The sequence below is a fragment of the Stenotrophomonas sp. YJH_SMC_14-1 genome (assembly GCF_059372275.1).
Window position 1 is genome coordinate 861,963 of sequence record NZ_JCAFVK010000001.1, and the last position, 21,366, is coordinate 883,328.

At 63.5% G+C, this 21,366-nt stretch carries 21 protein-coding genes; 5 read left to right on the forward strand and 16 right to left on the reverse strand.

Annotated features, from left to right (window positions below; genetic code table 11):
* Nucleotides 1-37 precede the first annotated feature (37 nt).
* Together AC5P9P_RS04260 and AC5P9P_RS04265 are read left to right on the forward strand one after the other, a co-directional pair.
* Nucleotides 38-775, forward strand: coding sequence for an SDR family oxidoreductase (locus AC5P9P_RS04260; protein ID WP_495232606.1), 738 nt, complete (start codon nucleotides 38-40; stop codon nucleotides 773-775).
* The gene (locus AC5P9P_RS04265) at nucleotides 769-2,190 is read left to right on the forward strand and encodes an efflux transporter outer membrane subunit (RefSeq protein ID WP_043035475.1); all 1,422 of its coding nucleotides are present in this window, start codon (nucleotides 769-771) and stop codon (nucleotides 2,188-2,190) included. Before AC5P9P_RS04260 ends, AC5P9P_RS04265 begins: the two co-directional genes overlap by 7 nt.
* Nucleotides 2,191-2,231: 41 nt before the next feature.
* Here AC5P9P_RS04265 and AC5P9P_RS04270 read toward each other — a convergent pair whose 3' ends face one another.
* Nucleotides 2,232-2,609, reverse strand: coding sequence for a VOC family protein (locus tag AC5P9P_RS04270; protein ID WP_111108835.1), 378 nt, complete (start codon nucleotides 2,607-2,609; stop codon nucleotides 2,232-2,234).
* Between the two features lie 139 nt (nucleotides 2,610-2,748).
* On the opposite strand from AC5P9P_RS04270, the gene AC5P9P_RS04275 reads away from it, so the two are divergent.
* Nucleotides 2,749-3,012 carry a hypothetical protein gene (locus tag AC5P9P_RS04275; RefSeq protein ID WP_049395953.1) on the forward strand — a complete coding sequence of 88 codons (264 nt, stop codon included), beginning with the start codon at nucleotides 2,749-2,751 and terminating at the stop codon, nucleotides 3,010-3,012.
* Nucleotides 3,013-3,062: 50 nt separating this feature from the next.
* On the opposite strand, the gene AC5P9P_RS04280 is transcribed toward AC5P9P_RS04275, so the two are convergent.
* From AC5P9P_RS04280 to AC5P9P_RS04310, 7 genes are all read right to left on the reverse strand, one after another.
* Entirely contained in the window at nucleotides 3,063-4,019 is a 957-nt protein-coding gene (locus AC5P9P_RS04280) for a toll/interleukin-1 receptor domain-containing protein (protein ID WP_080240872.1), read from the reverse strand.
* A gap of 35 nt (nucleotides 4,020-4,054) precedes the next feature.
* The gene (locus AC5P9P_RS04285; protein WP_033833096.1) at nucleotides 4,055-4,906 is read right to left on the reverse strand and encodes an endonuclease/exonuclease/phosphatase family protein; all 852 of its coding nucleotides are present in this window, start codon (nucleotides 4,904-4,906) and stop codon (nucleotides 4,055-4,057) included.
* Nucleotides 4,907-5,044: 138 nt separating this feature from the next.
* Entirely contained in the window at nucleotides 5,045-5,272 is a 228-nt protein-coding gene (locus tag AC5P9P_RS04290) for a hypothetical protein (protein WP_227200225.1), read from the reverse strand.
* Between the two features lie 56 nt (nucleotides 5,273-5,328).
* Nucleotides 5,329-5,565 (reverse strand): hypothetical protein, encoded by a 237-nt coding sequence (locus AC5P9P_RS04295; RefSeq protein ID WP_033833098.1) that lies wholly within the window; start codon nucleotides 5,563-5,565, stop codon nucleotides 5,329-5,331.
* An 87-nt stretch (nucleotides 5,566-5,652) separates the two neighbouring features.
* Nucleotides 5,653-6,357, reverse strand: a complete 705-nt coding sequence (locus AC5P9P_RS04300; RefSeq protein WP_033833099.1) for a PA1136 family autoinducer-binding transcriptional regulator — start codon at nucleotides 6,355-6,357, stop codon at nucleotides 5,653-5,655.
* Between the two features lie 5 nt (nucleotides 6,358-6,362).
* A complete protein-coding gene (gene hchA / locus AC5P9P_RS04305; RefSeq protein WP_033833105.1) occupies nucleotides 6,363-7,235 on the reverse strand; it encodes a glyoxalase III HchA in 873 nt (290 codons plus the stop codon).
* Between the two features lie 84 nt (nucleotides 7,236-7,319).
* Nucleotides 7,320-9,341 carry an esterase/lipase family protein gene (locus AC5P9P_RS04310; RefSeq protein WP_049397840.1) on the reverse strand — a complete coding sequence of 674 codons (2,022 nt, stop codon included), beginning with the start codon at nucleotides 9,339-9,341 and terminating at the stop codon, nucleotides 7,320-7,322.
* Between the two features lie 153 nt (nucleotides 9,342-9,494).
* Here AC5P9P_RS04310 and AC5P9P_RS04315 point away from each other — a divergent pair, with 153 nt between their 5' ends.
* Nucleotides 9,495-9,956: a methyltransferase family protein gene (locus AC5P9P_RS04315; protein WP_049404577.1), complete on the forward strand. Its 462-nt coding sequence runs from the start codon at nucleotides 9,495-9,497 to the stop codon at nucleotides 9,954-9,956.
* Between the two features lie 13 nt (nucleotides 9,957-9,969).
* On the opposite strand, the gene AC5P9P_RS04320 is transcribed toward AC5P9P_RS04315, so the two are convergent.
* From AC5P9P_RS04320 to AC5P9P_RS04335, 4 genes are all read right to left on the reverse strand, one after another.
* The gene (locus AC5P9P_RS04320; protein WP_049404576.1) at nucleotides 9,970-10,452 is read right to left on the reverse strand and encodes a hypothetical protein; all 483 of its coding nucleotides are present in this window, start codon (nucleotides 10,450-10,452) and stop codon (nucleotides 9,970-9,972) included.
* A gap of 81 nt (nucleotides 10,453-10,533) precedes the next feature.
* Nucleotides 10,534-12,024 carry a hypothetical protein gene (locus tag AC5P9P_RS04325; protein ID WP_180855062.1) on the reverse strand — a complete coding sequence of 497 codons (1,491 nt, stop codon included), beginning with the start codon at nucleotides 12,022-12,024 and terminating at the stop codon, nucleotides 10,534-10,536.
* Between the two features lie 169 nt (nucleotides 12,025-12,193).
* Nucleotides 12,194-12,406 (reverse strand): helix-turn-helix transcriptional regulator, encoded by a 213-nt coding sequence (locus AC5P9P_RS04330; RefSeq protein WP_111193319.1) that lies wholly within the window; start codon nucleotides 12,404-12,406, stop codon nucleotides 12,194-12,196.
* 271 nt (nucleotides 12,407-12,677) lie between these two features.
* Nucleotides 12,678-15,854, reverse strand: a complete 3,177-nt coding sequence (locus AC5P9P_RS04335; RefSeq protein WP_495232607.1) for a hypothetical protein — start codon at nucleotides 15,852-15,854, stop codon at nucleotides 12,678-12,680.
* Between the two features lie 475 nt (nucleotides 15,855-16,329).
* On the opposite strand from AC5P9P_RS04335, the gene AC5P9P_RS04340 reads away from it, so the two are divergent.
* Nucleotides 16,330-16,983 (forward strand): hypothetical protein, encoded by a 654-nt coding sequence (locus AC5P9P_RS04340; RefSeq protein WP_180856014.1) that lies wholly within the window; start codon nucleotides 16,330-16,332, stop codon nucleotides 16,981-16,983.
* On the opposite strand, the gene AC5P9P_RS04345 is transcribed toward AC5P9P_RS04340, so the two are convergent.
* From AC5P9P_RS04345 to AC5P9P_RS04360, 4 genes are all read right to left on the reverse strand, one after another.
* Complete coding sequence (locus tag AC5P9P_RS04345; protein WP_146256484.1) at nucleotides 16,955-17,422, reverse strand: hypothetical protein; 468 nt, start codon at nucleotides 17,420-17,422, stop codon at nucleotides 16,955-16,957. The two genes, AC5P9P_RS04340 and AC5P9P_RS04345, sit on opposite strands and share 29 nt — an antisense overlap.
* Before the next feature lie 309 nt (nucleotides 17,423-17,731).
* On the reverse strand, nucleotides 17,732-18,514 hold the full coding sequence (locus tag AC5P9P_RS04350; RefSeq protein ID WP_111193317.1) for a hypothetical protein: 783 nt from the start codon (nucleotides 18,512-18,514) through the stop codon (nucleotides 17,732-17,734).
* A gap of 213 nt (nucleotides 18,515-18,727) precedes the next feature.
* Nucleotides 18,728-18,967, reverse strand: a complete 240-nt coding sequence (locus AC5P9P_RS04355) for a hypothetical protein (protein ID WP_146256483.1) — start codon at nucleotides 18,965-18,967, stop codon at nucleotides 18,728-18,730.
* A gap of 1,144 nt (nucleotides 18,968-20,111) precedes the next feature.
* Nucleotides 20,112-21,353: a tyrosine-type recombinase/integrase gene (locus AC5P9P_RS04360; protein ID WP_111193315.1), complete on the reverse strand. Its 1,242-nt coding sequence runs from the start codon at nucleotides 21,351-21,353 to the stop codon at nucleotides 20,112-20,114.
* Between the last annotated feature and the right edge of the window lie 13 nt (nucleotides 21,354-21,366).

Consider the following 21,366-nt stretch of genomic DNA (forward strand, 5'->3'; position numbering starts at 1 on the left):
GGCCGGCGGCGGCTTTCCCCTCACAAGGCATGCATCCATGAATACCCATCAGAACAAGATCGCGCTGGTCACCGGCGCCACCCGTGGCATCGGCCTGGAAACCGTGCGCCAGCTGGCCCAGGCGGGCGTGCACACGCTGCTGGCCGGTCGCAAGCGTGAGACCGCCGTTGAGCTGGCGCTGAAGCTGCAGGCTGAAGGCCTGCCGGTCGAAGCCCTGCAACTGGACGTGACCGACGCGGCCAGCATTGCCGAAGCGGTCGAGCAGATACGCCAGCGCCATGGCCGCCTCGACATCCTGGTCAACAACGCCGGCATCATGATCGAGAACCCGGCGCAGGCGCCGTCGGAACAGTCACTCGATACCTGGAAGCGCACTTTCGACACCAACGTCTATGCGCTGGTGGCGGTAACCCAGGCCTTCCTGCCGCTGGTCAAGCAGGCCAAGTCTGGCCGCATCGTCAATGTGTCCAGCATGCTCGGCTCGCAGACCCTGCACGCGGATCCCTCCTCGGGCATCTACGACTTCAAGATTCCGGCCTACAACGCCTCCAAGGCGGCGGTGAACAGCTGGACCCTGAGCCTGGCCTACGAACTGCGCAACACGCCGATCAAGGTCAATACCGTGCATCCGGGCTACGTCAAGACCGACATGAACGGCGGCAACGGCGAGATCGAAATCAGCGAAGGTGCACGCTCCAGCGTGGAAATGGCACTCATCGGTGAATCCGGTGCCAGCGGCAGCTTCACCTACCTGGGCGAGGTGCTGCCATGGTGATCCGCACGTTGGCGATGGCCGTCTCCAGCCTGGTGCTGGCGGGCTGTGTCAGCGTCGGCCCGAACTACAAGGCGCCGGTGCAGGAACCGGTGGTGCTGCAGGGGGCGCAGCAGCCTGTGTTCAGCACTACCTCGCCGGTGGCCAGCTGGTGGGCGCAGTTCGATGATCCGGTGCTGGAAGAACTGGTGCACGGTGCACTGTCGGATAACCTGGACCTGCGCGTGGCCGTGGCCCGCGTCAGCCAGGCCCGTGCGGTGTTCGTCGAAAGCCGCTTCGACCAGGCCCCGCACATCACCGCGGGCGGCAGCTACGACCGCCGCAAGCAACCCGATCCGCAGCTGGGTGGGCAGCGGGTGTTCAGTGAAAGCTACCAGCTCGGCTTCGATGCCGGCTGGGAGCTGGATCTGTTCGGCCGCAAGCGCCGTGCAGCAGAAGCCGCGCGCGCCGACCTGGACGCCGAGCAGGCCAACCTGGCCGATGCGCAGGTACTGGTCGCCGCCGAAGTGGCACGCAACTACTTCGAGCTGCGCGGTACGCAGAAGCGCATCGCGGTGGCCCAGCACACCCTGGTCAACCTGCGCGATACGCAGAAGCTGACCGAGGCGCGCTGGGAGCTGGGCGCCGGCAGCGAGCTGGACGTGCAGAGCAGTCGCGCCCGGCTGAAGGCGATCGAGGCCGATATCCCGCTGCTGGAAGTGGCCGAAACGCAGTCGCGCAATCGCCTGGCGGTTCTGCTGGGCCAGCGTCCGGAAACGCTGACTGCCATGCTTGCGCCGCACGACGTGCCGGCATTTGCCAAGGCGCTGCCGCTGGGCGATACCCGCGAGCTGCTGCGCCAACGCGCCGACGTACGCGTGGCCGAGCGTCGCCTGGCCGCTGCCACCGCGCGGGTGGGCGTGGCCACTGCGGACCTGTTCCCGCGGCTGTCACTGTCCGGTTTCGTCGGCTTCCTTGGCGGCGACGCCAGTGGCCTGGTCAATGGCAACAACAAGGCCTGGTCGCTGACGCCGTCGCTGAGCTGGGCCGCGTTCGACTTCGGCACCGTGCGTGCACGCCTGCGTGCCAGCAAGGCTGAAGCCGAGGGTGTGGCTGCGCAGTATGAGCAGGCCGTGCTGCTGGCGCTGGAAGACACCGAGAACGCGCTGACCCGCTATTCCAAGCAGCAGGCGCGGCTGGCGATCGTGGTCGAGCAGGCGCAGGCGGCACGCCGGGCTGAGTCGCTGGCGCAGATCCGCTACCGCGAGGGCTCGGAAGACTTCCTGACCCTGCTGGATGCGCAGCGCACGCAGCTGGCGGCCGACGATGCGTTGGCGGCGGCTGAGTCCGAGGTCAATGTCAGCGTGGTGGGCGTGTACAAGGCGCTGGGTGGCTGGGGGCAATCGCCGCAGCAACCCAGCGTGGCGCAGGTGCAGTAACCGCAAGGGACGGAAGCAGTGGCTTCCGTCCCTTTCTTCTGTCAGGGCCAATGATTGGCCGGTGTGTCGCGCTCGCGCATGGGCACGATGCAGAAGCGATGGCCGGTGGGTGCTTCCATCATCCACCAGCGTTTGACGAAGCCGATCCGGCGCGCGCCGAGTTTTTCCAGTCGATCTGCCTCGGCATCGATGTCGTCGCTCTCGATGTCCAGGTGCACCCGTGAGGGGTGAGCGACACGTTGCACTTCCACGTTCAGACCCGCGGGTGCGCCCTGCAGGTCGGCGTACTCGGCGCCATCTTCGCCATACGATGGCTGCGCCTGCAGGCCGAGGGCGGTCGCCCAGAAGCGTGCGCCTTCGTCAGCGGGCGTGTCTTCGCAGTCGATGATGAATCCGGCCAGACGGCTCTGGTGCGCCATGACGTCCTCCGCAGATCGGGAATGGAGGGAGGGTAGCGCGTCGCTTGCTGTGGACGTTGTCACAGTCATGACGTTTCTGACTCTGCCAGAACCGGGGCCTGCGGTGTAACTAGTGGGGCAGATTCCAGGAGGGAAGGCGATGAGCGACGACAAACGTGATACCCAGCGCATGCTGTTTGGTGATCCGGGACCGCCTGGCGCAGGGCTGTCGGTAGCGGTCGTAGTGCTGATGGTGTTGGCTACCATGGCGGCTGCGATCGGCTTCATGCGCCTGCCGGACCAGATGCTGGGGCTGGGCCTGATCGGCATCTCCGTGTTTCTGGCGGTCGGTGCCCGCATCTGCCAGGCACGCAACCAGCATCAGGCGCTGTACCGGCTGATGTCGCGACAGCCGCGGCATTGAGATTGCACCGCATTGAGATCCTGAACGAAGCAATGGCCACACTTCCAGAATTACACTTGGCCTGCAGGTGGGAATAGACGCGACATCACGCGGTAGCCATCGGAACTATTCAGTAACGTTCTAATGATCTCTTCTCCATCAACATGAAATGATTCATGGGACTTGATGTAGCAGAAAAATTTTTCAGCAAGAACGGAGCCGGCTGAATTGAATGCTCCATGCAGCTCCGGCCTTGAACGGTCAAGGAACAGCACCGAAGCAACAGCAGTTCCCAGGGCCCGCATCGCGAGAGAAGGACCGCTATGGTCCCAGAGCCAGCGACCCTTTGCCGGACAGAAGTCCTCGTTGTCATCGTGAATCATGTAGTTCCAGTCGGGGCTCTCGTACATCCAGTCTGGTGGCGTAAGGAGCCTGCCGTTGTAGAGAACTTCATGGGTTCTCGCTGAGCCGGTAAATCTCACTCCGTGGTGCTGAAGCCAGCAAAGTGCACGTTTGCTCAGTGCGTGATACTCGAGACGCTGCTGTACCCCCTGTGTAATCTGGGCTTGCGTGGATCCATCGGTTGCCGCGAGCAGAAATTCACCCAATGGAATGCTTTCCGAATGCAGTTCGGTGAGATCCAGGTATGCTCGTCCTTGAAGAACAGGAGGGAGTGCTGTGCGGGCTTCAGCATCGAGGATGACTGGGACGATTCGCACGTCGGACTGATCCACGTGCTTCTCCAGCATAGCCAGTTCGCGATTCAATCCTGAGCCGGGTCTCGACATGGCCGAGAGAAAGTCGCTGTCACAAAGGCAGAAAACGATCAGTGGGCGTTCCGCAAACGCGCGTTCAATCAGCTTGTCGATGTTTTGACCAAAACCGACGCTGTCCCTGTCCCAAAAGACTCGATACTTCCAATCCAAGTTGCGGACAATGTCGCTACGGATCCATTCCTTTGCATGAAATTGCCCGCCCCAAGCGTAAGAAATGAAGACAGATGCATCTTCGCGCCAAGGTGTGTCCATTCAGTCAGTATGATTGTTTTGGATTCGACCGGATTCTACTCAGGCCAGTCCAGCTCGACCACCAGCGGGAAATGATCCGACGGCAGCACGCCGTCGATGCGACGGTCATCGGTCAGGAAGCTGCGTGCATGGAAGCCACGCACCAGCACCCAGTCCAGCTGCACGGTGGCCTTGCCGGTGAAATCGTGGAAGGTCAGGCGTGGCCCCTGCGGAACCTTCACCTGGTTACGGGTGTCCTGCAGCAGGCGGGTGAATGCCTTGTAGGTGTCACCACCGGGCTCGCTGTTGAAGTCACCCGTCAGGACCACCGGCAGATCGGCCGGCAGGGCTTCCACGCGCTTGCCGATCAGCTCGGCACCCTTCACCCGGCGCGGTTCATCCTCGTCGCGGTAGGGCAGGTGGGTATTCATGAAATAGAAACGACGGCCATCGTCCAGGCGGCGGAACAGGGCCCAGGTGACCATGCGCGGGTACAGGTTGCCCCAGGTGATGCTGCCGGGTACGTCGGGCGTATCGGACAACCAGAAGTTGCCGGACTCCTCGATGGCCAGCACCTTGCTGTCGTAGAACACGCCCATGTGTTCGTCACCGCTGCCACCGCGGCGGCCTTCGCCGAACCAGTGGTAGCCGGGCAGGTGTTCGGACAGGTAGTCGGCCTGCTCCTTCACCAGTTCCTGGGTGCCGATCACAGCCGGGCGCGCATCGAGGATGACCTTGACCATGGCATCGCGGCGGTCGGGCCAGCGCTTGCCCGGTTCGGTATCGGCCGGGGTGCGGACATTGAACGACATCACTTTGAGTGGCGCCGGTGCAGCAGCCCAGGCGACGGCAGGCAGCGCAAGCGCCAACAGCGCACACAGCGCGGGGCGACGGAAACGCGACAACATCGTGGAATCCCTCCATTCCATGAAAACGGTTTCATGAAGCATGCCATGGAAGGCGAGGGCAGCGGTATGCCGGGATGGGCGACTGGGAGATGCCGGACGGGCGCTGGACGCTCCGCCCGGCAGATGCCCCTTGCCCGATCAGGGGTCGTAGATCATCCCGTTCTCGTCGCGGTTGTAGTGGTCGCTGGCCACGCGGGTGCCGTCGTCATGGACCACGTACAGCGTGCAACGCTGGTGGAACACGTTGCCGCTGATGCGGAAGGGCACGCACTCCTCCTGCAGGCCGACCTCTTCGGCTGCATTCGCTGGCGGCGAGGGCACCAGGGCAGCAAGTGCGACTACTGCAGCGAAAGAAAAAGCGGTCATTCGATTGTGCAGCGTCATTGATCACACTCCTTGTCGTAGTTGGTGTCCGATGCAGATCAGTCTGCCGGGAGGTACCACTGACCGTTCTCGTCTATCCAGTACACCGACGTGAAAACGGTGCCGTCTGCCAGAGTGCGGGTGACGGTGCAGCGCTGATGCACGAGGTTGGGCCCCAGTCTTACGGGCACGCAATCGGTCGTCGATCCGGGGGACCCGGCCGCGTGGCCGGTTGCCGGTACCACACTACCCAATGCCAACATCAATGCGGCCATCGCGGCCAGTTGCAGTTTCATAAGCATCATCCTTGCTTTCTGCAATCGCGCACATGCGCATGGCGTGTGTAACACGCAAACCAGGCCGCCGGAAGTGTCTCGCCGTGATCAGTCTTCGATCTCGCCGCGACGGCTGGCAGCACGCACTGCCTGCGCGGTGGTCGCCACACCCAGCCGTTGCCGCGCGTGGCGCAGGTGGTTCTCCACGGTGCGCGTGGAAAGCCCAAGCGTGGCCGCGATCTCAGCTTGGCGACGGCCAGCGGCGACCCAGCGCAGCACTTCGCGCTCGCGGTTGCTCAGTGCGCTTCCTGAAAGCTCGGCAGGCGATTCGGCCAGATGGCGCGCGGCCCGGAATGCTGCAGCTGCAGCAGCTTCCAGCTGCAGGCGCGCGCTGGCCGATGCATCGATCGCTGTCCCGGCAAAACTGATCGCGCCTTCCAGACCGGTGGTGCCGAACACCGGCACCTGCAGACCGTGCAGGCCTTCACCACGTGGCTGCTTCACCACCTGATAGCGTTCGCCGCGAACACCCTGGCGCTTGCTCCAGAAGAACGGCGCATCGCTGTCCAGCACGTGGCGATTGACTGGGCAGGTGTGGAGGTAGCGCGCAAGGTCGGTATCGCTGCCATCGCCGAACCAGTCGCCCTCGATCCAGTACACACGCTGTGTACCGCGCTCCAACCCCGTGCCGGTGGCGAACACCAGCACGCGGTCGTAGCCGAGTGGTGCAGAAATGCTGCGTAGTACGGCGCCCACCGCACTCAGTGAGCGGGCGCGTTCCAGTTCCAGCAACGCCTGCACCAGTTCGCTCATCCGGGTCAGCGCCCGGCCAGGGCGTCGAGCAGCGTGCGCGCGGCCAGCTTGCCCAGCGCATTACCGGCCAGCGGGCTGTCGCCGGTCAGCAGCAGGCGATCCTGCAGCACGCTGCCGTCGATGCCATCGTTGACGATCTGCACGCCCTGCTGCGCCAGGCGCTCACCGAAGAACCACGGCAGCTGCCCGGGCATGTAGCCGATCTCTGGCGTCTGCCGGTCCATCGCATCGGGGAAGGCGCAGATGCGGTAGCCGCGGAACAGCGAACCACCATCGGCCTCGTCCACGCCTGCAGCGAGCAGTGCGGCCGGACCGTGGCACAGGGTGATGATGTAGCGTTTCTGGGCCATCGCCCAGTGCAGGACGGCCTTCACCGCGCGGCTCTGCGGCAGTCCGATCAGGGCGCCATGGCCGCCGGGGATGAACACCGCAGCATAGTCCGAATCCGCATCAAGGCCGGCGACCACCTCGTCCAGCGGCAGCGGCTGGCGGAAGCGCGACTCGTAACGTTCGTACAGTCCGCCGATCTCCGTGTCCTCGCGCGGGAACGCCCACCACTCGAATTTGGCGGCGTTGCCGGACAGCGTGGCCACATCGATGTCGAAGCCGGCCTTGTCCAGGTGGTACATCGGCAGCAGGGTTTCCACCGGATGGTTGCCGGTGGAGAACAGGTGGCCGTTGGCAGTGGGTAGATAGCGTTCGTCCGCAGCGATCATCAGCACCTTCCAGCGGCCATCGCGGCGTGCGTCGGGATAGTCGGCACCGGACAGGTTGCTCTTGGGCGATGTGAACTGCGACAGCGAGTAGGGCGACGGAAAGAAGGCATCGCGCTCGGCCGGGTCGGGGCTGGGCTGGCGGCTGGGCTCTTGCGTGTTCATGCGGACCTCCAGTGGGGTGGTGGGATCCAGCATAGAAGGGCTGATGCGTACGTGCGATGAGGGTTTTCCCTCAGCCGCGCGCAGCTACTTCACCGTGGCCGAATGCTGCTGCATGTCTTCATGCAGGATCCGCCGCAGTTCGACGATGGCCGGCGTGGCTTCCTGCACGCTGTGCCCGGATACGATCACCTTCTCCGAATCCGCGTGCGGCAGGTGCGAGCTCCAGTAGGGCACCAGCCCGTCGTCGGTCTTTTCCAGCGGCCCATCGGCCTTGGCGCGCGCGATGATCGAGTGGTAGTGCACCTTCGGCGACATCGGCAGGTCGGCCACCGCGCGGACGAAGGGATCATCCTTGTCCAGGTTCTGGATGCTGTTCATCTGGTAGCCGTGCTTGCCGTCATTGCGGTCGATCTGACCATCGTTGGCAATGGTGGCCACGTCTTCCAGCACGGTCAGCGGCAATCGCACCAGGCGACCGATCCAGCGGCCCAGGCGGGTGCCCGCCACGTCGGTGCCGCGGTGTGGCGTGGCGATGAATACCACGCGCGACACTTCCGGTTCCGGCAGGAAAGTCAGCACCGGTGCGCCCTTGGTACGCAGCAGTTCACGCTGTGCCGGCGTCATCTGCGCAGTCTCCAGCAGGGTGTCGACCAGATGATCGCCGGAAGAAGAGATCATCAGCCGCGCGATCACGCCACCCATGCTGTGCCCGACCAGCACCATGTCATGCGAAGCCTGCGCCTTGCCGCTGGGGTCGAAATGCTTGAGCACTTCGGACAGTGTATGACGCATCGCATCGTGGCTCATCGCGATGGGCATGTTGGTCGGGTAGTAGAACTGCCAGACCTGGAAGTCCTGGCGGATCTCGTCGTCGCGCATCAGTTCGTTGGCGACGTTCACCCAGGCTTCCGGGCTGCTGGCCAGGCCATGGATCATCAGCAGCACGCGACGGTTCGGATCGTAGGGCTGCATCATGTACAGGTGCGGCGTGTCGATGCCGCCCTTGCCACCGAACAGCGAGCGCAGCGACTGGTGGCTGAAGTTGGAACGAGCCAGCCACAACGCATAGCCGGCGGTGAAGTTCGCGGCCAGCGGAACCTGTTGGCCATGCAGGGTGACTTCCGTGACCTGGTAGGGATCGTGGATCTCCAGCTCCGGCTCGTCGTCGTGCAGCACTTCCCACAGGTTCTTTCCCGAGAAGCGCAGCAGCACCGTCATTGAAGGGGAGGGCATCTCGCTCCAGCTCTGCGCGGCCGAGGTGCTTGCCTGCGCGGCGGGCGTCGCTGCCGAAGGCGGGGTGGCCGTGCTGCCAGCCGGATCGTTCATTACCGCCACCAGCTCGGCACCGAAGCCATCGCGGCGATGCACGCTGCGCAGCGTGCCAGTGAACGACAGCGAGGCCGCCGGTACCAGTTCGGTAGGGGTACGCGTATCCAGCGGTGATGCTTCGCCTGAAGGGGCCAGCACGAAGGTCCAGCGGCCCAGCTGGAAGTGGCTGGCCTGGCCGTGCACGCGGCCCGTGGCATAGGCGTCGTACAGCTGTACCGAGGCTTCCTGCACGGCCAGGTTGTAGTAGTCGCGCACCTGGGTCTGGCGATCTTCGAAGCCGCGCTGGTTGGCGGTGCGCTCAGTGAAGAAAAGATAGGCATAGGCCTGGCGCGCGACCTGCATCCACGCATCCAGGCGCGGTTGGAAATCGGCATCCAGCTCGGTGATCGCGCTCTTGGCGCGGCCGGATGCCGAGTACTCACGCTTCGGCGCCGGCAGGGTCATCGCATACTGCAGCCACAACTCGGCCAGGCTGGAGCGTTTGTCCTCCTCGCGCACCACGATGCTGCTTTCCATCGCCTCGATGCAGGGCAGGCCCGGTTTGGCGCATACGCCTTCATCGAGGCCGGCCACCCGCAAGGTCTCCGTGGTCGCCGCGCTGAGCTTGCCGGAAGTGAGGATGTCACCGCGCTTGAGCGCGATGTACTGGCCGGGCGTGACCGAGGCCACCTGCACCGACGGCCCGAACTGGCGCAACGTGGCGCAGCCGCCCAGGGTGAGCAGCACAGTGATGATGAGGGTCGTGCGGCCGATGAAGCCCAAGCCCGTGGTTGCCATACGATCCTCCTGCGCGGTGGCGCCACTCTAGCGGTCGGCATGTCAAAGCGGAAGATACCGGGCGGTCGGTTTGCGGGGCTCAGGCGCTGCCATCCAAGCGATTCAGCCGGTTCCGTGTGACACTGGGGTGAATGCAGCGATGCAGGGACTGCGATGAGGTGGCTTGAGACCCGGATCCCGCCGCCGCTGGTGATGCTGCTGTGCGCGGGGATCGGCTGGCTTGGGAGCCGACTGTGGCCGGAGGCGGTGTTGCCACTGCCGATGCGGGCGCTGATGTCAGGCGGGGTGATGGGGATCGGTGTGGCGCTGAACCTGCTGCCGAAGCTTGCGTTCCAGCGGGCGCGCACCATGGTCAATCCGCTGCGCCCTTCGGCATCAAGCGCGCTGGTCACGCGCGGCATGTACCGTTACACGCGCAATCCGATGTATCTGGGCCAGGCAACGATCCTCACTGGCGCAATGTGGTACCTGCAGAACACGATCGCGTTGCTGGCTGTGCCGTTGTTCGTGCTCTACATCACCTGGTTGCAGATCATGCCGGAAGAGCGGGCGTTGCTGGCCCGCTTCCCCGACGTGTATCCGATGTTCCGCCAACGTGTGCGGCGTTGGCTGTAGCGGGCATCACCCGTTATCGAGAGATCTGGCACTTGACGGCAGCGGAATAGCCTTCGTAGTCGTCGCCTGCGATCACGTGCAGGGTGTGGCGCTTGTCGATGGCCTTCACGTATGAAGGCTCTTCCGTGTTGGCGTGCTCGTTGACCGTGGTTACTGACCATGCCTTGGCCAGACGCTTGGAATCAACGCCGTTCAAGTAGACGAAGAGGCTCTTCTCGCCCTCGGCCACGTTCACATCGGCACTGGTGACGGTACCGCCGAACAGGGCGACCGGCTTGTCCTCCGGCTCGAAGGTGCCACCCGGTTTCCTGGCCAGGCCAGCGGCCTGCAGTGCATCGATGGCGTCGGCTTCGCTGAAGTCCGAGCCGGCCTTGCAGGCCAGCAGGACTTCCAGCGTGGCGGTGCCTGGGGGCGCGATGGCCGGTGCCGCGGCGTGCGTGGCTGGGGTTGCGGCGAGTGTGACGAGGAACAGGGTGAGAGCGACGGGAGCTTTCATGGCAGATCCTTTAATGTGTCGCGGGATAGCCGGTGGCGGGGCGAACAGATCCCGGCCACCGGCCACATTCGGCGTGATGGGTCAGTCGAACCAGACCAGCGGCATGTCGGCATTGAGCGACATGTGGCGGAAATCTCCTAGCACCTGGGCCACGGCCTGCACGGTGTGGCAGCCCGTTCCCAGCGCGGACGATCCCGCGCTCAGGTAGCTGGCGGAGATGGTACGGGTGCTGACCGAGTCCGGTCTGGAGCCCAACTGCTGGGTGCCGAGGCTGCCCACCTGCTGGCCATCGATCTTCAGGAACAGGAACACGCTTCCGCCACCGTCGTTCGGGTCACCCTGCACGCGGGACTTTGTCGAGAAAAGCACCACGCCGTTGTGCCCCTGCGGAATGCAGACCTGGCCCTCGCCAATGACCACCTGCGAGCCCGCTGACGGACAGCCCGGCGCGAAGCCATTGGTCCCGACGCAGACGTAGGCGAAGCGGCGGTAGGGGCCTGCGGCGGCGTAGTTGAATCCAGGATTCAACCCCTTTCCGACCACGCCAAAGCCGTTGGACAGCGTCACCAGTCGGGAGTTGGCGCCGAACTTGTACTTTACGTTGTTGGTGTTGGCGTCCTGCGGCTGGTAGTACGGCGATTCGGACGCGACGAAGCTGACAGTGCTGTAAGCCGGCGGATTGACGAACAGGCCTTGCGAATAGAAGGGAGCCTGCGTTTCTGCGCCACTGAAGATGTCATTGATCGACCAGGTCATCGATTCGATGCCGGGCTCCTGCTCGTTCAGGAAAATTCCCATCATGCCATCGCCGTAGTTGCCCCATGCGAACGCGCGGCCGGAAGCCATGGCCACGATGGGGCCACCGGGATTGCCGGCCTGGGCAGTCATCAGCAGCTTGCGGTCCTTGGCCTGCAACGCCATTCCTTCAGGGCTGCCGACGGTATTGAAGTCCAGCTGCGCGGTGTCACTCGGAAGGCTGCTGTTGGTTACCGAGCCTGCAGATGTGATGAGCACGGAAAGGTTGCTGGCGGAGCCGAAATTGACGGCCGAACCGATGGCCTGTCCGGCCAGGCTGACCGTATGGTGTCCGGCGGGCAGGTACTTGGCACCGATGACATTGAAGGAGTGCTGTTGGGCCGATGTCGACTGCCGCCAGTCGATGTAGCTGTCGTTGGAGACCACCTCACCGTTGATGGTGATGTAGGCGTTGGCGGCAGAGCGGCCGCCAGGGAAGTACCTTCCATCCGACTGCACGTATACCCATCCAGGGGCGTTCAGATCGATGGTGCTCGAAAGCAGGGTTGCCGTGCCGGGTTGTACGCGCTGGTCAGCGGCCAGCTGCAGATAGCGGGAGCCTGGCGTGGCAGCGGAAGCCTGCCCCAGTGCCAACGCCACGGCCAAGCCCACAAACAGTGTGATGCGCTTCATCTGATGTCCTTTCAGGTTTCGGGTCACGTCGTGTGACGCAGGGACTCTACTGGATCCGGATCTCAGCTTCTGTGACTGGCTCCCGATGCGGGTGGCATCGGGGAATGTCGGGACAGCAGAGGAAGCGCCATCCTCGGAAAACAAAAAAGCCGGAACTCCATTGACGGGAGATCCGGCTTCTTGCGGCCTCGACAGGCCATACAGATGGTGGGGTGTGCTCTACAGAAAATGGAGCGCAAGTGGCTGATTTGCGTAGAACTTTGAAGGGCAGGATTCCGTTGTTACCGCCAAAGTTACCGCCAACGAATGCCGACTAGGCTCGCCTGGCGATGACCTCGGCCACCCATCGGTCAACCTCGGTGGACACCCAGCGGGTTGTCCGCTCCGACAGCTTGACCGGCTTTGGGAACGTGCCTGCGCGGGTACGTTCCCATACGGTGCTCTCGCCTAGTCCGACGATCTGGCAGACCTCGGCAATGGGCAAGAAGCGAACGGGAGTGGCAGCGTTGGTGTTTTGGTCGTGCATGGCTTCTCCAAACGACAAAGCCCGCGCAGCGGGGCGACCGCTGGCGGGCTGTGGTGGTGGTTGATGGTGGAGGTGGCGCGCGCTTCTCCCGCGCCTTGGCGGTACGGAGGGGCAGGCTTGCAAGCACCGTGGGGTGGGGTGGCTGCTGGCCTCAGCGTGCCGCTAATAGGCGGAGGGGCCGCCGGGGGGGGATAGCGAGGTTCCGAGTAGTTAGATACCGTCTCGAAAATTTGCGGCAAACGTTTCGACTCGACCCACGGGCGGTCTAGCCCTACGGACCGCTCTCGTCTGCATCGGTCCCGTCCGGTCGGTCCGGTAGCTCCCGGAGTGCCGCATCGGCAATGTTGCGTACACCGGTCATGTTGTTGAACCACCAGATTCGCCAGAGGTCCCGCGCCTGCCGTTCGGTGACGTGTTGGTCAGGGTCGAGGAGTGCCCCAGCGATCCGACCGCTCCCGTAGACCTTGTTCAGGAGGTCGATGGACGGGATGCCCATGACGCCGTTCTCTAGGCCGGTCGAGCGGTTACCGCTGAACACGGGGGCGTTGCCCAGCGTGTCGGCCCATACCATATCCGTCACGGCCGGTACGATGTTCGACCAACTGGATTGCGCAACGGCGTTCCGGGCAAAGTTCTCAGGGGTGAGCTGCTTCTTCCTCTGCTCCTCGTTGCCGATGGTGTTGATGTACGTCCGCGCTGCCCATCCCATGCCAGCAGCGGCGGCGGACAGGGTGACCATCGCGTAGGTGCGCCAGTCGTCGTAGTGGTGGACCGAGTTCAGGAAGTGGCGGGTGTAGCTGTTGACCATGAAGCTGCGGAACTGCGTGACGATGCGGCCGGTGGTGGAGTGCATCAGCTCGATGCTGTCCGAGGCGTCACCTTCGAGAACCTGGTGTCGCGTCACGCGGAACAGGAATGCCGCCATGCGCTCGCGCGTCTGGAACGGCAGCTTGTCCGGGTCGATCTGCTCGATCTGCCGCTTGCCTTTGAGGTAGCCGAACACGTCGGCCTGGGCCTTCTCGTCGAGGCCCCAGGTGCGCAGGCGGGCCACTTCGGCGTCCGACAGCTTCTTGGCGTTCGCCATGTCCAGCAGCCGCAGCAGCGTGGCGCGACCGGCAATGCGTTGGAGCATCGTGTTGATCGGGGCCATGCCGGATGCGACCGAGGTGACGTGCGTCGCCATGTTCATCGCGTTGTCGATCTTCTCGCCGTGCTTGACGTTGAACGTCTGCGGCACGAGCGCGTCCTCGTCCAGGCGCAGGAACGGCGGGTTGCGCAGCCAGTCGGTGCCGGGTGCGAACAGTCGCTCCATCACGCGCGCCTCCTGCGAGGACAGCTTGCCGTCAGCACCGCGCTTTAGGAAGGACTTCACGGCAAACCCAGACCGGACAAAGTTGCGGACGCCGCCATGAGCTACAGCCGGGCCTAGCTCTGCAAAGAGCGAGAATCCCACCTGGTTCATTACGCGGGCGAAGTTGTAGTTGCGCAGGAACCTGGCATATCTAGCTCCACTGCTGGCAGGGTCAAGCTCCGTGCTGCGGCCGAAGGTGGACTTGATGCCGATGTCGATGATTCGCTCGATGCCCTTCACGTCGTCCCCGGACTTGCGGGCATCCACGGTGAGCTTCGACACGAAGCGGTCCAGCTGTGCGCGGTTCTTGATGCCAGCCTTCGACGACAGCGCCGACCAGCCAGTGATCTCACGCATGTAGCGGGTCATCACCGAGTCCACGTCGTTGTCGAACAGGTCCGCCATCGAGACCTGCACGTCCTCGCCAGCCTCGTTGCGGATGGTGGTGGAGTAGGTCTCGTCGAGGTCGATGCGCTTCTTGGCGCGGTCGAGCTTGCCCGACTCGTAGGTCTTGCGCTCCAGCTTGGACAGCAGCTCTTGCGACCGCACGGGCGAGACGCCCGCCTCGGTCAGCATGTTGCCGATCTCCTCGACCGAATCGCTGTCCAGCGGGCGGACCAGCAGGTCCATGCCGTCGCCCTCGAAGTTCGCTTGGGCGCGCTTGAGATAGGAGCGTGCAACCGCACCGAGCAGCTCGTCGTCGATCTCGCCACCTTGGTCGGCAGCGGCGTCCCAGGCACGTCGCATGGCAGGCTTGATGAGCTGCTCGATCACGTCGTCCTGGTGAAGCTGCATTTCGCCGAACAGGCGCTTGAAGCCCTTGCCGCTCCAATAGCGCGGTAGGTAGTTGCCGTTCTGCGCCAGCTCCGCAAAGCCTTCAAGACCACTCTCCTTCGCCAGTCGCAGCGCGTCTTGCATAGCCTTGGCAACGGCCGCTGCGGCGGTCCTCGCTTCATAAGACACGTCCGGCGCGCCGCGCACGGCACGGCCGACCTCCTCGTTGAACTTGGCGCGCTCGGAGAAGTTCCACCAATGCGTGCCCGTCCGTTGCTTGTAGGCGCCCCACGCGGCGTTCACTCCGCTCCGCCATTCCGTCTCCATGACGGCCAGGTGGCGCTTGGCGAACTCGCTGGTGGACTCCGGGACCGCGACGGAGCGATCGGTGTACCCGACACCATCGCGGAACAGCAGACGGCCCGCCTCGCGCACCAGCGGCGACTTGGCGCTACCCATGCGGGCGGCAAGGTCGCGGCGGATGGCGGCGAAGTGGGGCGTGATGTGCGCGTTGACCAGCGCCTTGTCGGTGAACTCCTGCTCGAATGCGCTCTCGTTTCGCAGCGGGAGGACGCCGGGCGTGGGGTCGTTGGCGACGGTGCCAGCCACGCGGGCGGCGGACAGCGAGTCGTCACCAGCCAGCCGCTTCACCACGTCAGGGTTTACCTCGCCGTCGTAGAACGCGCCTCGACGAGCGCCCAGGGCACCAGCGAAGGCGAAGGACAGCGCGGCGCTCTGCACGCCATCCGCGAGCGTCTGCTCGGGGTCGTAGGTGGAGGTTGCGGCCGACATCAGCGCGGAGGTGCCCGCAGCCTGTAGACCGGAGCGCACCGCGTTGGCGAGGCGTCCGGCCTTGGCTGCGTACCCCAGGCCGCCCGTGGCGAGATCGAGGCCGGTTGCCACCGGGTCGGTGAAGCCGAGGGCGATCTGTCCGCCCAGGCCGAACTGCGCCAGGTCGTCGTCCGCCATCTGATTCATAAAGGCCACGGATTCCAGATAGGAGAGGTGCTCGTCGGACGTGGCCCGGCCCAACAGCTCCCACTGCTCCGGGCGCAGGCCCATCGACTCCCAGCGCTTGCGCGCGTCTGCGGGAATGCGATAGCCCTGCTGCGGCTCGTAGCCCAGCTCGGTGATGAAGCGGTCGATGAAGCCGATGCCGCCCTTTGCCTGGGCAGCGCCCCATCCGTCCCACACGGTCGTCTGATCCTTCCGGCGCTGCGCGGCCTCTCGCTGCTCCTTGCGCTCGCGCACGGCTTGCACGATGGGCTGCTGGGTTGCGGGCCTGACGGTGTTCTCGTCGGCACCTGGGAGGTTCTCAAACAAGTTCAGCTCCTTCAAAAAAGATTCGAGCACGGCAAAGCCGCCGAGACCTGCCGGTCGCGGCGCATTGACGTAAAGGGGTTGAGAGGGGCGACTATCGCTGCTCGACGTGTGGCAGCAGCGACAGGGTCGTGAGGGACACGCTCAGAGAGACGGCACGCAACTGCGGGCGTGCATGGGTGTAGGCCGTAGAAGCCGCATGGAGCGCGCTAGTTGCGCCAGAAGCCTCGTACAAGGGGGTGTCCGGTACAACCCTAGCGGCGGGGATGCGGTCGGGCTTCCATCGCGTTCTGGCGGCTTTTGGATTCACCGCCGCAGTGGCACCAAAGGAGGACAGACGAACACCCCAGGAGTGCATAGGAGGACTGCAGTTCTACTTGGTGGTGAATACCAATGAATAGAACTCTACAGTCCCACTACAGTAATACTTAGGTCTTAACTATGATACCACGCGTGTCAAGAGACTAAGGGACGGTCCATGCTGGTCGAAATCCTCCAGGTCATCCAGCTACTTACTGCGGCTGCAACCTTCCTGCTACTGCTCTACGGGATTGACTCCTGGCGTCGGGAACATCTTGGTCGTCGGCGGATGGATATGGCCGAGGAAGCGCTCGCGCTGTTCTACGAGGCAAAAGACCACATTGAAAGCATCCGATTTTCCGGCAGCCTTGGGTATGAGTACGAAGGAGTGACCCAAGCGGAGGGCGAGAGCGACGACAGTTTCGCCGCGAGAAAGCAGGCGTCCATTGTCTACACACGCTATGAGAGTCGAAAGGAGACCTTCGTAAAGCTGTACGCGATGCGCTACAGGTTTATGGCGGCGTTCGGCCCGGAGAGCGGCAAGCCCTTTGATGAGATGTCCCGCATCTCCAACGAGATCAAGTCCGCCGCTTGGTCCTTAGCTCGTATGTGGTCGCAAAAGACCTTCGTCAACGAGCAGGCGTACAGGCAGCACGAGGCCATTCTGCTACGTCACGAAGCGGTCTTTTGGGATAGTCAAGACGAGGACGACCCGATCAATCCGCAGGTGAAACAGGTCATCGCTGACATCGAGGGCATCTGTCGGCCTATCATTGAGTCGCAAAGCACGCTCTACGGCTTGCTTAACTGGCGCGCGTTCGGGCGCAAATAGGGTCGCCATCAAGATTGAGAGATGGCGGCCTTGCTTGGGAGCGCTCGGTATCCTGTCGGGCATTGGCGAGGTGCAGTGCTAATGCCTCAGCAGCAGTGCGTTTATCCGCCCATGGTGCGACCAGTTGGAGATTCTCCGGCAGCAGGTTGAGGGAATTGCCATCCACATAGCACACGCGGTAGCCGCTCGGTCGGCCCAGCAGAAGGCGTGCCAGCGGGGTGTGTGAACCGCTCCCGGGGATGGTCGCTACGACGTAGCGGTGTCCCTGGCCGTCGCTGCTCATGTAGACGCTTCCGGTAAGGCCGTAGCGGCGCTTGGCGTTGTCCCATACGACCGCCTCGGTGACTGTTGGAGTGTCGCTGCCGTGGACCTGCAACTGGACCAGGTGGCGGCCGTCATGATCCGTGAAGTAGTACGGGGGTGGTGTCTGCTTCTTCATAGTCTGCTTCTTCTGTCCCTGACGAAAGCGCACGGCAAAGCCGCCGAGGCCCGAAGGCCCAGCACTCGCAGGGTCAATTGGTGGTGGTGAGGAGGTCGGAGAGGGCGGGGCTGAGCGTATTGTGGGGATCAGCGTCGCTCGCCGTTCTCCCGATGATGACTACTAAATCCAGGGCCGCCTATGGAGGGCTGGGGCGGACCGTTGCGGTCCGTACCCCGATGATGACCATTAAACCCGTGACTCAGTCACGTACTGCGCCGTACAGGGCAACCACCTAAGGGGGAATGCCACAGCCGGAGGCGATGCGAGTTAGCGGCGTGGCATTGGGTAGTGGATCAGCTTCACCTTAGCGACCGGTGGCGTTGTGTATTTCACCGAAGCACCGTCCCCGGTATAGCTCACTCGGGCTCCTATGACCTTAAATCGGCCGGACGGCCATTCCGTGAGGAGACTACCGGTCAATCCAGAATCCAGCCGCGTCTCCGAGCTGTCGGTGTCAATGAGGCGATACTCGTAAAATGACTCGCCGAAGCTGTAGGCGGGTAGCCGGGCCGAAGCACTCACAGCCTTCTGAAAGTTGGGGCACGAAGTGTCTGCCTTTGGGGACACTGTGCGCGACAGGCATGAGAGAAAATGGGTCAACGCCTTGTCCGTCTCGACAATCATGTGTATCGCAATCCAAGCCAGGCTGGGCAAGGAATAGACCGGCTGGACGGCATGCACAACGGGATGTGGACCTATTGCTCCATCTTCGGTAATCCCCTCCAGAAAGAAACCATGAAGTGAGATTGGGTGGTAGGGAAATGAGATTTCGGCAGTGTAGAGACGAGCGCGCGCGTGCTCGTGCTTGGCCTTGTTCGCCATGAGGTTTAGCAAGTTGGCTGACCCCTTAATCGTGCTCCGGAAAAACTTGGCCCGCTCATCCCGCGCAGCCTCTTCCTTGGTAGCAAAGTAGTTGCTGACGATTGTCTTTAGGTCGTCGTCATATTCCGCAGCTGCGTAGGTCAATGCTTCCAATGCGTCTGAGGTGGCAGCCCAGGTATCGTTGCCAGAGCCAGGCTTAGAGAGCCCCTCGTAGTCAAGCCTTAGCATTGCTTCAACCATTGTGGCGTAGCGACTGATGCGCTCACAGAGGCGTGAAGTCGCATGATTGTAGAGACCGCGCGGGTGTCGCCCACCCCGGCTAGCGTGATGGCTAAGGGAGTCCGCGGTCGCGTCGATAGCCGCGCCGGAACTCAGCGCGCAAAGAGCGGTCGGTGAGAGACTAATGCGCAAGAGAGTGCTCGCTGTTCGATTTGCATATATTCAAGCAGATGAAGGGCTGCTGGTGCGGTTCCCCTTCTCATTTGCGGGGCGCAGGACGGTCTTGCAGTGCGTGTACCTACGGAGCGGAGGGCCGTTGTGCAGGTCCGTGGACGAGGAAGTCGCGCCAGAGGTCGAGATACCGTTGTGGTAGAAGGCCACCGAGTTGTCCCGCAGGCCGACCACGAGGATCGTGTACTTGCCTTCGGTCAGCTCGTCGAATCCCTCAGACAGCTCGCGCAAGGCTCGCTGGATGTGGGAAGTTGTGCCCGCGCCGAACAACACCAAGTCGCGGCCCGTCTCAGGCTACCGCACCCCGTCCGACGAAAACCGTCGGGGGGGTGTGGGGAGGGTTGCCCTGCGTTGTTTGCCCAGAGTGGCTACCGATCCTCTCGGCTAAGACGCTAGTCGCGCCCGTCGGGCGCTTCCCGGCTGCCGCCTTGCTTCCTGCCTGCGTTGATAAAAAACGCCGCCAGTGCCCCTAGGCCCCATAGGGCCGACAGCGGCAGCGCCCAACTATGCCCGCGACCGTATGCCCACAGCCCGAGAAGCGGGTTGATGGGGGTCACTCCTGCCACGAGAAAGGCAACTAGTAGATTTGCCCTCATGGCTCATGCCGCCAGCAGATTCGCCGTAGGGTACCAACCATGCGCGCAGTGGCGGTTTCCATGTGTCTCCTTACAGGCCGGACTTGGTGACCATAGCCGTCGCCCACACCAGCGCAAAGGCCACCGCGATGGGATACCAGCGGGTGCGCACCATCAGTTGCTCGTGGAAGTGAAGGATTCGACGAAAAGGCTTCGGGGGCGGCATGGGTATCCCTGGCTGCTTCACTCGTTGGCAATTCGTCCCGCTTACGCAGTTGATCCCGCAAGTGGGATTAAGTTCTTTCGTGTCAGTAAGTTAAGTCTAGCGGAGGGGGTTGCTACAAGCCATCCCTGTGGTGCCATCCTCCCATCGGGGGCCAGCGAAAAAGACAGATAGAGCCGCCCGTAGACATAAACGTTAGGAGCCGACATCGTGGATATTCTGTATAGCGTGGACTTTCGCCTTCCTTTTACTCCTTGGACTTTGGCGCTCCTCCCGCCTGGGCCGGGGGAGGGTGGCTTCTGGATAGCCAGGCGGTCCGACCGCTGCACAGTCGTCGGCCTTGGTCGTGTACTGCTCTACATCGAACGTCGCGGCAGGACGCCGCTTCTGCGCTACTGCGGGTAGTGGTTCACCGGGGCCGGACAGCTCGGGGTTCGCCACTGGCTGCCTGGGCTGTCGGTTCTGCTACAGCTTCGCGCGTTGGCGGTCCGCCGCGACTGCCGACGCCGTCCGCCAACCGGCTTGGCCGGCCATTGGTGCGGATAGGTCACGCAGCGCGGCCCTCGGGATAGGGCTTCTAAGCGGCCTTCGGCTTGAACGGGACGACTACATTTCCCGTGTCAGCGCGCAGGGCGTCCAGATAGTCCGCCCACGCCTGCATCATCTTTCGGCGCTCGGGAAGGTGGCTTGTCCGATTGTAGGCGCGCCCATTCGGATCGCGGATGGCGTGGGCCAGCTGATGCTCGATCAAGTCCGGCCGCCACCCCAGCACTTCGTCCAACAGCGTGCGCGCAGTGGCACGGAAGCCGTGGGCCGTCATGGTTTCCTTGTCGAAACCCATGCGGCGCAGCGCGGCGGTGAGCGCGTTATCGCTCAACGGTCGCTTGGGCGAACGGCCACCGGGGAACACGTATTGGCGATGGCCCGTCAGCGGTTGCAGGTCGCGAAGGATCGCTACAGCCTGCGAGGACAGCGGAACGAGGTGCGGCTCGCGCATCTTCATCTTGTGCGCGGGGATGTTCCACTCGCCTGCATCCAAGTCGATCTCCGACCACTCGGCATGGCGTAGTTCGCCTGGACGGACGAAAACCAGCGGCGCTAGTCGAAGGGCGGCACGGGTGCTCGCATCGCCAGCATAGGCGTCGATGGCCCGTAGCAGTCCGCCGAGTTCGCGTGGATTAGTGATGGCGGCATGGTGCCGTTCCATAGGAGGTGCCAGGGCACCCCTCAGGTCGGCCACCGGATTCCGGTCGGCCCGTCCCGTGGCGACCGCGTACCGCATGACCTGGCCGCAGTTTTGCATGATCCGGTGAGCTGACTCGATGGCTCCGCGTTCTTCAATGCGGCGGGCTACGCGCAGAAAATCGGGGGCCGCCAATTCCGCAACCGGACGCCCGCCAATCCACGGGAATACGTCGTTGTCCATCCAGGCGACGACCTTGCAGCGGTAGGATTCCACCCATTTCTGCTTGCCCAACCATTCGCGGGTCACCACCTCGAAGCTGTTGGCGGCCTTTTCCACTCCGGCGACCTTGGCGGCCTTCCGGTGTTCGCCTGGGTCGATGCCTGATGCCAGGAGCCGACGAGCCTCAGCTTGGCGGCCGCGTGCGTCGGCCAAGGAGACTTCGGGGTAGGTGCCCAAGCTGAGCGTGTTGCGCTTCCCGGTCACGGGTCGGCGGTAGTCCCACCGCCACCAACGCGAACCATCCGGGTTGAGCTGTACGTACAAGCCGCCGCCGTCCCGGAGCTTGGTCGGCTTGGGGCCGGGCTTGGCCTTGCGGATGGCGGTATCGGTGAGAGGGGCGACGGTACGCGGCATGGCGGTAACTGAT